The following is a 13,338-nucleotide window of genomic DNA, read 5'->3' as shown; positions in this document are numbered from 1 at the left end:
TCTCTTTCCTTTCATAAAGTGCTTTTTCTTCCAACAACCAGAAAAATGCCTACTCACGGCGCTGTTGCACTGTTTTTACCCTTATCAAGCGGCTATACTATGCGCCGCAATTAAAAGCGAAGAAGATATTAATATTTAAAGGATAAATAAGTGACTCCTATTACTAAAACATTTCAATACGGTAAACATACCGTAACTCTGGAAACCGGCGTTATTGCTCGCCAAGCCACCGCTGCCGTTATGGCCAGCATGGACGATACTTCTGTACTGGTATCGGTTGTAGGTAAAAAAGATGCCAAAGCCGATCAGGATTTTTTCCCGTTAACAGTTAACTATCAGGAAAAAACCTACGCCGCCGGTAAAATTCCCGGTGGATTCTTCAAACGTGAAGGTCGTCCTTCTGAAGAAGAAACCCTAACGGCGCGTCTGATCGACCGCCCAATCCGTCCTCTTTTCCCGAACGGATTTAAAAATGAAGTTCAAATTATTATTACTGTGGTTTCTGCCAATCCTGAGATCCCGGCTGATATTATCTCTCTAATCGGAACTTCTGCTGCGTTAGCTATCTCGGGTATGCCATTCAATGGTCCGGTAGGTGCGGCTCGAGTTGGCTATATGGATGGTCAGTATGTACTGAATACCACCGTTACCGAACAAGCTGACAGTCAGTTGGACCTGGTGGTTGCCGGTACGCAAAATGCAGTATTGATGGTTGAATCCGAAGCCAGTGTCTTGTCTGAAGAAGTGATGTTAGGCGCGGTGATGTTTGGCCATGAGTCAATGCAGACTGTGGTTAACGCCGTTAATGAATTCGCTGCTGAAGTTAATACTCCCAAATGGGATTGGCAACCAGAGCCGGAAAATGTTGAGCTGAAAGCCAAAATCAAAGCATTGGCTGAAGTTGGCATGACCGAGGCTTACCAGATCTCTGACAAAATGGCGCGTAAAGACGCAGTTACTGCGGTAACTGAAAAAGCCGCTGCAGCGATTCTGGAAGAGAATCCTGAGCAAGACGAAAAAGAACTGCACGAATTATTGCATGATCTGGAAAGTGACGTTGTTCGTTCGCGCATTCTGGCTGGTGAGCCGCGCATCGATGGTCGTGATCCTGAAATGATCCGGGCCTTGAATGTCGGCACCGGTATTTTACCGCGTACTCATGGCTCAGCCCTGTTTACTCGTGGTGAAACACAGGCGTTGGTTGCAGCAACTTTGGGTACCGAACGTGATGCACAGATGATTGACGGTCTGAACGGTTTAACCAACAGCCGTTTTATGCTGCATTATAACTTTCCTCCGTTCTGCGTAGGTGAAACAGGTTTTGTCGGTTCGCCCAAGCGTCGTGAAATTGGTCACGGACGTTTAGCCAAGCGCGGTATTGCTGCTGTTATGCCGTCTGAAGAAGAGTTCCCGTATGTGGTTCGTGTGGTATCTGAAATCACTGAATCTAACGGTTCTTCGTCCATGGCGTCTGTTTGTGGTACTTCTTTGGCATTGATGGATGCAGGTGTGCCGATTAAAGCCTCTGTTGCCGGTATCGCGATGGGTCTGGTGAAAAGTGATGACAACTTTGTTGTATTGTCCGACATTTTGGGTGATGAAGATCATCTGGGTGATATGGACTTTAAAGTGGCCGGAACCAGCGAAGGTGTGACTGCTTTACAGATGGATATCAAAATTGAAGGTATCACTAAAGAAATCATGCAAAAAGCGCTTAAGCAGGCTAAAGAAGCCCGTTTGCATATCCTGGGTGTGATGGACCAGGCGATTAGTGGACACCGTGAAGAAATGTCTGAATTTGCGCCGCGCATCTATACCGTTAAGGTAGATCAGGACAAGATTCGTGACGTAATCGGTAAAGGCGGCGCCATGATCCGTTCTATTACCGAAGCTTCTGATACCAATATCGAGATTGAAGATGATGGTACGGTGAAGATTTTCGCGACTGAACGTGCTAAAGCTGAAATTGCTATCAAGATGATCGAGCAAGTTACCGCTGAAGTGGAAGTGGGTAAAACTTACCACGGTGAAGTGAAACGTATCGTAGATTTCGGTGCCTTTGTTGAAGTGTTACCGGGTAAAGAAGGTCTGGTACATATCTCTCAAATCGCCCATGACCGGGTTAACAAGGTATCTGACTACCTTGAGCTGGGTCAGAAGGTTGATGTGAAAGTGATGGAAATTGACCGTCAAAACCGCGTACGTCTCAGTATCAAAGAACTCTTGGAAAAGCCTGCCCAGCCAGAAGCTGCCGTTGAGCCGGATCAATCAGCAGAATAAGAGACTGATTTTAATTTATAAAAAAGGAGCTTCGGCTCCTTTTTTTGTTTTCTAGCTCACCTCAACTCTGAATAACAGCGTTATCGACAGCTGTTGCTTATCCCGAACAGGGGTTATTTAAATTTATTCGCTTCATGCAGTGCTTTAAGCACTTTGGAGTGAAACTCACGGTGGTACAGGATCCATATCACGAAAACGGTGGTAAACATAAACAGGCGTGGATCAATAAACCAGGCCAAGGTAGATAAGGACAAATACAGCGCACGCTGACCGTAGTTAAACGAATGGGCTGCCTGGTCGATTACTTTGGCCGTTCGGTTGGCATAGTGTTCCAATTGGTCTTCAGGAATCAGGTTGCCATTGGGGGCAGCACCCACCAATACGCTGGCAAACCCGTACTGGCGCAAAGACCAGGTGAACTGGAAAAATGCAAACACGAAGATACAGACCATCAGCAGTACCTTAATCTGGATTTGCTGGGTATTTTGCGACAGTGCCGGGACCACATCATGGAGTACACTTGCCAGTTTGTCGGCTGATGACAATGCAGTAATAAGACCGGCCAGAATCAGCAGCGTACTGGACGCGAAGAAACTGATATTACGTTCCAGCGCAGAGATAATCGACACATCGGGAATACGATTCTCGCGCAGTAGCATTTGTAACATCCAGTTATTGCGTTTTGCCCTTAATACACTGGATAAGCAAATGGTTTGCTTGGCACGTCTTTTGGCGAATAACGTGTAACCAACCCATAAAACTAAAAACCAGACCAGTCCAATAACATCAAGTACGGTCATTGCAACCTTATCCTTGTATAAAAGATTTTGACCAAAGCACTATTCTGCTACACTTCGCGGCCCTTTTTAAGCCTAAAACAGAAGAAACTCGTTAATGACCATTATCCTGGCACCGATGGAAGGTGTGGTCGATCACCTGATGCGCGATATGCTCACCCAGGTTGGCGGATTTGACCTATGTGTGACCGAATTTGTACGGATTGTTGATCAGCTTTTGCCCAGCCGGGTTTACTATCGTCTCTGCCCTGAATTACATCAACAGGGGAAAACCGCAGCGGGAGTGCCGGTCAGGGTACAATTATTAGGACAAGATCCTGACTGGTTGGCTGAAAATGCTTATCGGGCTGTGTCATTAGGTTCTCATGGTATTGATCTTAATTTCGGTTGTCCGGCTAAAACGGTGAATAACAGCAAAGGGGGAGCGGTACTGCTCAAAGAAACGCAACGTTTATACGATATTGTATCTGCGGTACGCAAAGCGGTGCCTGCCGAACAGCTGGTGAGTGCCAAAATTCGTCTAGGCTTCGAAGACAAATCCATGGCGATTGAAAACGCACAGGCTATTGAAGCGGCCGGTGCAGATTTGCTGGTTATCCATGCCAGAACCAAAGTAGAAGGCTATAAGCCTCCTGCCTACTGGGACTGGATTGGTAAAATTCGTCAGCATACCAGCATACCGATTATCGCCAATGGCGAAATCTGGAGCCTGGACGATGCCAAACAATGTCAGCAACAATCAGCCTGTTATGATCTGATGCTGGGCCGCGGGGCGCTGGCATTGCCGAATCTGGCCCAGGTTATTAAAGGCACGCAACTGCCGATGAACTGGGAGCAGGTGAAACAACTTCTTATCCAGTATTCCGGTTATGAAATCTTTGGCGACAAGGGGCGTTATTATCCCAACAGAATTAAACAGTGGCTGGGTTACCTAAGTCGTCAATATATTGAAGCTGAGGAATTATTCAGCCGAATTAGAACCTTACGCCATTCGGATGAAATCGTCACACAACTTGAACAATGAAATAATCAGGATTAGTCTTGTGCGGCAATAATGACAATAATAACCGGACATGACGCATGCAATTAACACTCAAACCATTAGCCTTGGCAGCGCTTTTTGTTGTTACCGCAGGAACACTAACTGCTTGCGGTGATGAACCTGATAAAGATCAGGCGCCTTTAGTTGAAATAGATAAAAATCCCTTCCCGAGTACTTATCAGCCGTTACCGGCACAAACCGCGTTGATCACCAATGTGACCATTCTGGATGGCATAGGAGGTCAGATCGATAATGGCTCGATTTTTATCCAAAACGGTAAAATTCAACAGGTTGGCGAGGTCGACGACTTACCTGAAGGCACGCAAATTATCGATGGCAAGGGCAAGTGGGTGACGCCCGGCATTATTGATGTTCACTCTCATTTAGGGGTTTATGCCTCACCTTCGACATCCTCGCATTCCGATGGTAATGAAATGACTAAACCGGTCACGGCTGAGGTCTGGTCCGAGCATTCTGTGTGGCCACAAGATCCCGGTTTTGAGCGAGCGTTAGCCGGAGGGGTGACGGTAATGCAAATTCTGCCTGGTTCGGCCAATTTGGTCGGAGGACGTTCAGTTACCGTGAAAAATTTGCCCAATCGCAGTGTACAGGATATGAAATTTCCTGATGCGCCCTATGGTTTAAAAATGGCCTGTGGCGAGAATCCGAAAAGGGTTTACGGCGAAAAAGGCGGACCCAGTACCCGGATGGGCAATGTAGCCGGTTACCGTCAGGCCTGGGCTGATGCACAGGACTATCAGCGCAACTGGGATAAATATAACGCGGAATACAAACAGGGCAAAAATCCCAAGGCCCCCAAGCGTGATTTAAAACTCGATACCCTGGCTGGTGTGCTGGCCGGCGAAATCAAGGTGCATATGCACTGTTATCGTGCCGATGATATGGCCACCATGATGGATGTCATGAAAGAATTCGGCTACCAGATTGATTCGTTCCAGCATGCGGTAGAGGCCTATAAAATAGCCGATCTGCTGGCTCAAAATAAAGTTTGCTCGGCCATGTGGGCCGACTGGTGGGGTTTTAAAATGGAAGCCTATGACGGCATCCGTGAAAATATTCCCATGGTTCACAATGCCGGGGCCTGTGCGATTGTCCATTCCGATAGTGATCTGGGTATTCAACGACTCAATCAGGAAGCGGCTAAAGCCTTGGCCGATGGTCAACGTGTTGGTATTAATATCAGCAAAGCGCAAGCCTGGCAGTGGCTATCTGCCAATCCGGCTAAATCGCTGGGTATTTTTGATCAAACCGGTTCGCTAGAGGCGGGCAAAAATGCCGACTTGGTACTTTGGAGCAGTGATCCGTTTTCTACCTATGCCCAGGCTGAACGGGTGTATATCGATGGAGGACTGGCGTTTGATCGTCAGGATCCGGACAGTTGGCCGGTATCCGATTTCGAGTTAGGTCAGCCTGGTGAAGGAGATGTAAAATGAAAGCACTAATGCATACTTTAGCCACGGCCAGTTTGTTATGCAGTTTATCAGTACAAGCGGATAAAATTGCTATTGTCGGTGGGACTTTGCATACCATGGCAGAGCAGGGCAGTTTGACCGACAAAGCCCTGTTGATTGACGGTGAGAGAGTTGCAGACATTGTCGAGATGGATGCCGTACCTGACGGATATCAGATCATAAATGCCAAAGATAAAGTGATTACGCCCGGCCTAATCGGCGCCGTAACCCAGTTAGGTCTGGAAGAAGTCGGCTACTCTGCCGGTACGGTTGACGCCAGCGTCGACAAGTCGGATTTTTCACCTCTGGGTGCTGCATTTGACGTCTCTTATGCGTTAAATCCGGATTCTAGCCTGATTGATATCAGCAGGATCGAAGGTATTACCAGCGCGGCCAGTGGAATTAACCGCTCTGCCGGTTTGTTTAAGGGACAGGGGGCGATGATCAGTCTAGGCGACGCGCCCTCGATGCTGATCAAATCTAAAGCGTTTATGACGGTGGATGTTAACAACGATGGTGCCGATAATAACAGCGGCAGCCGGGCTGCTTTATGGCCTATGCTGGAAAATGCGTTAAATGAAGCGGCATCGCGCAAAGGCAAGCTTTTGGAACCGAGCGATGAATGGTTTGGTAGTTTGGCCAAAGCCGATATTAATGCGCTGCAAAACGTACTTGATGGCAGTGAACCGCTGATGATGGCCGCTCATCGGGTTGCCGATATTCGTCAGGTCATTTCATTTAAAGCCCGTCATCCCGATATCAAAGTGGTATTGCTCTATGCTACTGAAGGCTGGATGATTGCGCAGGATATTGCCGAGGCAGGGATCCCGGTGATCCTCAATCCTGAATCCAATTTACCTTATGCCTTTGACCAGTTGGCGGCAACACTGGCGAATGCCGGGCGCTTGGCGGATGCCGGAGTGCTGATATCCATTGGCATGGAAAGTCACAATATCCGCCTGGTGACCCAACAAGCCGGGAATGCTGTCGCGAATGGCTTGAGTTGGGAGGATGGTTTGGCTTCGCTGACCATCAATACCGCCAGAATTTATGCTATCGATAAGGATTATGGTTCACTGCAAGCCGGAAAAATTGCCGATGTCGTAGTCTGGTCAGACGACCCGCTGGAAGTGATGAATGCGGCGGAAATGGTGATCATTCACGGTGAACCGATCAAGCTGGAATCACGCCAGACCAAATTGCGCGATCGTTATATGCAAGCATCTAAACAAAAACCGGTCCACTATCAACGACCCTGACATTTATTGTCAGTTTATCGATAGTGATGTCAAAGCTCCTTCGGGAGCTTTTTATCTATTAACAAACAGCTTTCAGGCATGTAATACGGATTGGTATTACTGCTCTTCCTCTTCGTTTGAGGGTTTCTTAAGGTGGTTAATTTCCTCTTCCAGTTGTTTTATCTGTCCCTCAAGTGCTGTTTTTTGCTCCTTTTCTGCATCAGCATGTTGCTGCTTCAGCTCCGCCAATTGACCCACCAGTTCGGTTTTGGCTTTTTCCTGTTGTTCTGCCCGCTCGGCCTTATCAAATACAATATCCTCGGCCACGATCTTGTCTTCGCTTTTCCTAATTTTGGGAGATGGGGCAATTTTCCGTTCTACATCAGGTCCGGCATGCTGGCTGACAAAGGTTGGCGACATAATTTCAATATCACTGTCATGCAGGCAATCCAGTACATGGCTGTACAACTTGGAGCGGGTGGTGAGCAGGTTTTTTACATCCAGCAGTAAGCCGCTGATTTTGTAGGTCACCGAAAAGTTGCCCAGCTCGGTAATATGTACAAAAGGATCTTCCAGTCCCACTTGCTCGGCGGCCTGTATTAACAGTGTTTCGATTTTACTGTGGTGGATGTCATAACCTAGCGATAGTGACACCGATACTATGGTGCCAGAGCTACGAATAACAGTAATGGAATTAGTGATTAGCAGGCTGTTGGGAATAGCGATCAACTCGCGATTCTCGGTTTGTACTTCGCAATCAAATACCCCCCGCTCGGTTACCCGTCCAAAATGTTCTTTGACCCGGATAAAATCACCGGTGCGAAAAGGTTGGGTAAAACGCATCATGGCGCCTGCCATCAGGTTACTGAATATGGTGGTAGAAGAAAAAGCCAATAAACCGGACAAGACTAATCCGATCAAGCTTAGCACCTGGGTTTCAGTACTTTCACTAATAGGTAAGGTAATTACCACCGCCACCACAGTGACCAGGGTTAACAACAGCATCATTAATTGGCGGGCAAAGGTATTTTCGTTGCCGGGACTTTTAAAGCGGGTAAACAGCAGCCAGTTGGCTAACCAGATAAGCAGTGAAAAAATCACCAGAGTTGCGATGACAGGCAACCAGCTTTCGATCAAATGCTCGACAGACATAATTAGGTATCCGGACGTGTTTTGAATAGCCATTCTACAAACAAAAAAGGGGAAATATCACTATTTCCCCTTCTGTTTGCTAGCTGTTTGCAACGATCCTAGTTAGCGTTGTCATGCACACCTTTCATGGCACGACCAGAGGGATCAGCATTATTTTTAAAGCTGGCATCCCATTCCAGTGCTTCTACTGTACTACAGGCAATGGATTTACCGCCAGGTACGCATTGTGCGGCACTTTCCTGTGGAAAGTAGCTTTCAAAAATAGTGCGGAAGAAATAGCCTTCTTTGGTATCCGGTGTGTTAATCGGGAAGCGGAATGACGCATTGGCCAATTGCTGATCGGATACTTCGCTATTAACGTGATCGCGGATTGAATCAATCCAGCTATAGCCGACGCCGTCGCTGAACTGCTCTTTCTGGCGCCACAATACTTCAGCAGGCAGGAATTCTCCATTATCAAAGGCTTTGCGTAATACCCATTTTTCCATTTTGCCATCGATACACATTTTGTCCTGTGGATTAAGACGCATGGCTACATCCATAAACTTCTTGTCCAGGAAGGGGACGCGTGCTTCCACTCCCCATGCGGCTGTCGCCTTGTTGGCCCGGGCGCAGTCAAACATATGCAGCCGGTCAAGCTTGCGTACAGTTTCCTCGTGGAATTCTTTGGCATTGGGGGCCTTGTGGAAATACAGATAGCCGCCGAAGATCTCATCAGCTCCTTCACCCGACAACACCATTTTAATTCCCATTGCCTTGATCTTGCGGCTCATCAGGTACATCGGTGTGGCGGCGCGAATGGTTGTAACATCATAGGTTTCGAGGAAATAAATCACATCACGAATGGCGTCCAGACCTTCCTGAATAGTGAAATGTACTTCATGGTGCACGGTACCAATCATATCGGCGACTTTTTTTGCAGCGACTAAATCAGGTGCGCCTTCCAAGCCCACCGAGAAGGAGTGCAAACGAGGCCACCAGGCATCAGACTGACCTTCATCTTCTATCCGTTTGGCCACGTATTTGGCTGCCACTGCCGATACCAGTGAGGAATCCAGACCACCAGACAGTAATACCGCGTAAGGCACATCTGACATTAAATGTGAACGTACAGAATCTTCAAATGCGACCTTTAAATCTTCCAGGCTGGTGTGGTTATCTTTAACCGCGTCGTATTCCATCCAGTCACGCTGATAGTACTTTTTCAGCTCGCCGGTTTTGCTCCACAAGTAATGTCCTGGCGGGAATTCCTGTACTGTTTTGCAAATGGGGACTAGCGCTTTCATTTCGGAAGCAACATAGAAATTGCCATGCTCGTCGTAACCTGTATACAGCGGGATAATGCCCACATGATCACGGGCAACCAGATAAGCATCTTGCTCTGCGTCATACAGGATAAACGCAAACATACCCTGCAAGTTATCAATAAATTCAATGCCTTGCTGTTCGTACAATGGCAGGATGACTTCGCAGTCGGATTCGGTTTTGAAATCATAAGGCGTAGCCAGTCCGGCACGCAATGCCTTGTGATTATAAATCTCGCCGTTGACAGCCAGAATGCGGGTATCATTATTATTGGTCAGTGGTTGGGCGCCGTTATTTACATCAACAATGGCCAGTCTTTCATGAGCCAGAATCGCATTATTATTATTCCAGATGCCTGACCAGTCGGGGCCACGGTGACGTAACGTCTTGGAAAGTTCTAATGCTTGCGTCCTTAATTCTGTGACATCGGATTTGATGTCCAGAATACCAAAAATACCACACATATACGGGGTTCTCTCTCAACAGTTGTTATTAAATTTTTTGTCCGGTCCCAATCTGAAACGCAATTCAGAACAGGGGTTATACAATCCGGATATGAGCGACATCTTGTTATTATTGTTTAGTTTGATGTCATACAGGAGGGCTTATTCTCATTGCACCCTGAATTTGCCAGTACGGCAGAAAAATGCAAGAAAAAAGGTGGAATATTTTGCTATTTCATATAAAAAGCCCGCCATACAGGCGGGCATTGATTAATTATTATTCAGCTCGCTGGAATTCACTGCTTTGTGACCAATTTGGCCAGTCGCTTGAATCGGCAATATGGTAGCCCACATCAAACAGTAATTGGGTGTCTTCCTGTACCCCGGAGAAATCCCATTTTTCGCGGAATTCGTCACACACCTGATGGTAACATCCGGTAGTAATCAGACTGGTGCGTTTGCGATATTGTGCCGTGGCTTCATCAATAGGTTCGCTGCCACCTTCTGCATACAGGGCCGGTACGCCTTTTTTGGCGAAACTGAAATGATCGGAGCGGTAGTAGTAGCCGGCCTGCGGTTTGTCTTCGCCAACCAGATGACGACCCTGACGGGTAGCGGCTTTTTGCAGATAGTCTTCCAGCTCTGATTTGCCTTTACCCACAACCGTTACGTCTTTGGTTCTACCCAGAATATTCATCGCATCCATATTGATATTGGCCACCGTTTTGGCCAGCGGAATAACCGGATGATCGGCATAGTATTTGGAACCCAGCAGACCTTGTTCTTCGGCGGTTACCACCAAAAAGGTCACCGAGCGTTTAGGGGCCGTATCCAGGCTGGCAAAAGCCTTGGCCATAGTTAACGCTGCGGCGGTTCCACTGGCATTATCCTGTGCACCGTTATAAATCTGATCACCTTCAAGACTGTCATCTTTACCCAGATGATCCCAATGAGCGGTATAAATAATATGTTCGTCAGGCGTGCTGGAGCCTGGCAGTGTGGCTATCACATTATAACTGTCGGATTTTTTCAAGGTGCTGTTGATCGTGGCCGAGGCTTTGATATTCAGCGGCTGTGAGTAGGGGCCTTGCAGGGCTTTGGCTTTTTCTTCATCAAAATTAAAGCCGGCATGACGGAACAGGTTTTGCGCCACTTCATGAGCTATCCAGCCTTCAGCCGCGACTCTGTCCATATTGCCATTTTCCTTGACCAAACCATATTGTGGTCCGCTCCAGCTATTGGCGACAACAGACCAACCGTAAGAGGCCGGTTCTGTTTCATGCACAATAATGGCCGCTTCAGCCCCTTGACGGCTGGCTTCTTCATATTTATAGGTCCAGCGGCCGTAATAGGTCATGGTTTTACCCTGAAACTTGCCACTGTCCGGATTCTCAAAACCGGGATCATTGACCAGAATAATCACTGTTTTACCTTTTACATCCAGTCCTTCGTAGTCGTTCCAGTTATATTCCGGCGCGTTGATACCATAGCCGACGAAGACGACGTCAGAATCTTTTAGCTCAACTCGTTCTTGCTCACGCGATGTGCCCAGCATCATATTTTCGCCGTAGGGCAAGGTTTCATCACCTATGTATAGGGTCATATCCGGATCGGCGGTAATTTCCAGCAGTTCCACCGGTTGCAGATAACTGTCACCATTGCCCGGCTGTAATCCCAGTTTCTTGAATTCGTTGGTGAGGTAGTCGAGAGTTTTCTTTTCGCCAGCACTGGTGGGGGAACGTCCTTCAAATTCATCGGAAGAAATGACTTTGGTGTACTGTTTTAAATCGTCGGCGCTAATCGACTGATAAACTTGCTCAAAGCCGTTTGTTTGTGCTGCGCTTTCAGTGTCTGGTGTGGGGGTATCGCAACCGCCTAGGGCAATAAGAGGTAGCAATGTGACAAGATATCGATGTTTTTTCATTATTATACTCTTCTCGTTTTGGAAATTATGACAGTATAGGGAAAAGCGTATCGCAACTCTAATCCTATGCAGTGGTTTTATCATATTTGGCAACATCCCCCGTTTAATCAATTGGCCCGTTTCGGTTTTGAACAGCTTGAAGACTGGCCGGATTGTGAATATCTGAATCGGTTATCTGACTTCTCGCAGCGCTTTGTTGCGCAGCAAGATTTGGTTGATGAAAGCGACTATTACGAACAGATTATTTTCAGGCGTCACATTATTCCGACCCGCATGCAGAACTGGCATGACTTGTTTAATGCCTGTATCTGGCTGAATTTTCCACTCAGCAAAGCCGAGTTGAACCGTCAGCATATGCAAGATATTAATCAGTTTGGATTAAATCCGCGTACCCCAAGACGCAATCGCATTACCCATTTTGATGAATGCGGTGTGTTGCTGGCTTACAGTGATGAGCACATACCGGCATTACTGCGCGAGCGCCAATGGAAGCAGGCATTTGTGGATTGTCGACAGCAATGGGGTGGGCAGGTTGACGCCGTTCTTTTTGGTCATGCTAATTACGAAATGTTGCTGCAACCCTTTATTGGGTTGACCGGTAAATTTTTAGGACTAAGGGTGAGTGAGCAATACTGGTCGGCGGATTGGCAGCAAAAATGCAAAATACTGGATAATGCATTATTGGAACAACTTGAACACAATGTTTTGGCGGATAAAAACAGTTTGTCGCCTTTGCCATTGCTAGGGATTCCTGACTGGTATGAGCAAAATCAGCATGCTGAATTCTATCAAAATAAAAACTATTTTATGCCTAAGCCCAAGCGTTGAATAAGCCGATTAGTGGGAAAGCAAGGTCTGTTTGGCTGCAAACTGTTCCAGACGTTTAATCGCCTGTTCAGTGTAAACGCCGGTGTAGAGTTTACGCATTGTGCCATCCTGATAACTGGTTTCCAGTGCCTGTTGCCAACGCAGAATACGTGCGTCATCGACATCTTTGGAAAAAGCGATATAAAGCTTAATGTCGGTCAATAATATTGCTGGAAAAAGTTGTACATTACCCATTGCGTAACTGGCTTCCAGACGTTGCATGGTATTTTCATTAAAAGGAGCCAAGTCAACCCGTTGTTGTACCAGCATGCGTGCACAGCGATCTTCGTTGACGGTCAGCACCAGATTTTTATTCACAATGAATCCTTGATCTTGCAGCATATTGGCGTACACGGATCCGCGATTGGCACAGACATTGTAGCCTTGTGTTAGTTGTTGCATGCTTAACCTCGGTTTCACTCGATCTGTGCGGGCATACAGGGAAATCTGGTAATGCTTGAGGGGGCCTACCCATTTAAACTGGTTCTCGCGATCGTTATTACGAATGGTTTCAAACAGGGCGATATTGGTTCGGTTTTTGGCCATTTCCAGCCCTCTGGCCCAGGGAAGCAACAGCATATTGCCGGTTTCGCCCATTTGCTCCATTAAATGGCGCACCAGATTAACCGTTGCCCCGGTTAATTGTCCGTTCTCATCCAGATATTCGCCGGGAGGACTGTGTTCGGTCAACACCAGCAAAGGTGGCCAGTCCGGATTAAATTCAGCCAGTAATTGTTGTGTACCACTCTGGGACGCCAGATGTGAAATATGGGCCGCATTAGCCATCTTGCCAAACGTAATTGCAATGCAACAAAGGC

Annotated in this window: 10 protein-coding genes; 5 read left to right on the top strand and 5 right to left on the bottom strand. The window is 47.2% G+C overall.

Annotated elements, in window-relative coordinates:
- Positions 1–150: 150 nt before the first annotated feature.
- Positions 151–2,280 (top strand): polyribonucleotide nucleotidyltransferase, encoded by a 2,130-nt coding sequence (gene pnp / locus V1467_RS11770; RefSeq protein WP_416305165.1) that lies wholly within the window; start codon positions 151–153, stop codon positions 2,278–2,280.
- Between the two features lie 113 nt (positions 2,281–2,393).
- Here the strand turns inward: pnp and V1467_RS11765 are convergent, their stop codons facing one another.
- Positions 2,394–3,080, bottom strand: coding sequence for a DUF599 domain-containing protein (locus V1467_RS11765; protein WP_416305164.1), 687 nt, complete (start codon positions 3,078–3,080; stop codon positions 2,394–2,396).
- 94 nt (positions 3,081–3,174) lie between these two features.
- Between V1467_RS11765 and V1467_RS11760 the strand changes: the two genes are divergently transcribed.
- From V1467_RS11760 to V1467_RS11750, 3 genes are read left to right on the top strand one after another with little or no spacing between them, the layout of a single operon-like run.
- Positions 3,175–4,101, top strand: coding sequence for a tRNA-dihydrouridine synthase (locus tag V1467_RS11760; RefSeq protein ID WP_416305163.1), 927 nt, complete (start codon positions 3,175–3,177; stop codon positions 4,099–4,101).
- Between the two features lie 56 nt (positions 4,102–4,157).
- Positions 4,158–5,573, top strand: a complete 1,416-nt coding sequence (locus V1467_RS11755) for an amidohydrolase (RefSeq protein WP_416305162.1) — start codon at positions 4,158–4,160, stop codon at positions 5,571–5,573.
- Positions 5,570–6,850, top strand: coding sequence for an amidohydrolase family protein (locus V1467_RS11750; RefSeq protein WP_416305161.1), 1,281 nt, complete (start codon positions 5,570–5,572; stop codon positions 6,848–6,850). The genes V1467_RS11755 and V1467_RS11750 overlap by 4 nt, the downstream gene beginning before the upstream one ends.
- Positions 6,851–6,946: 96 nt before the next feature.
- Here the strand turns inward: V1467_RS11750 and V1467_RS11745 are convergent, their stop codons facing one another.
- The 3 genes from V1467_RS11745 to V1467_RS11735 all read right to left on the bottom strand — a co-directional run bounded on the left by V1467_RS11745 (position 6,947) and on the right by V1467_RS11735 (position 11,653).
- On the bottom strand, positions 6,947–7,981 hold the full coding sequence (locus V1467_RS11745) for a mechanosensitive ion channel domain-containing protein (protein WP_416305160.1): 1,035 nt from the start codon (positions 7,979–7,981) through the stop codon (positions 6,947–6,949).
- Positions 7,982–8,079: 98 nt separating this feature from the next.
- Positions 8,080–9,750, bottom strand: a complete 1,671-nt coding sequence (gene asnB, locus V1467_RS11740) for an asparagine synthase B (RefSeq protein ID WP_416305159.1) — start codon at positions 9,748–9,750, stop codon at positions 8,080–8,082.
- A 256-nt stretch (positions 9,751–10,006) separates the two neighbouring features.
- Positions 10,007–11,653, bottom strand: coding sequence for a M28 family metallopeptidase (locus V1467_RS11735; RefSeq protein ID WP_416305158.1), 1,647 nt, complete (start codon positions 11,651–11,653; stop codon positions 10,007–10,009).
- Positions 11,654–11,719: 66 nt separating this feature from the next.
- Between V1467_RS11735 and V1467_RS11730 the strand changes: the two genes are divergently transcribed.
- Positions 11,720–12,481: a DUF3025 domain-containing protein gene (locus V1467_RS11730; RefSeq protein WP_416305157.1), complete on the top strand. Its 762-nt coding sequence runs from the start codon at positions 11,720–11,722 to the stop codon at positions 12,479–12,481.
- Between the two features lie 9 nt (positions 12,482–12,490).
- On the opposite strand, the gene V1467_RS11725 is transcribed toward V1467_RS11730, so the two are convergent.
- Entirely contained in the window at positions 12,491–13,306 is an 816-nt protein-coding gene (locus V1467_RS11725; RefSeq protein WP_416305156.1) for a substrate-binding periplasmic protein, read from the bottom strand.
- Between the last annotated feature and the right edge of the window lie 32 nt (positions 13,307–13,338).

Source organism: Neptunicella plasticusilytica (assembly GCF_047922965.1).
Lineage (GTDB): Bacteria > Pseudomonadota > Gammaproteobacteria > Enterobacterales > Alteromonadaceae > Neptunicella > Neptunicella plasticusilytica.
Note: the sequence above shows the minus strand (reverse complement) of the source record. Positions and strands in the feature narration are given on the sequence as shown.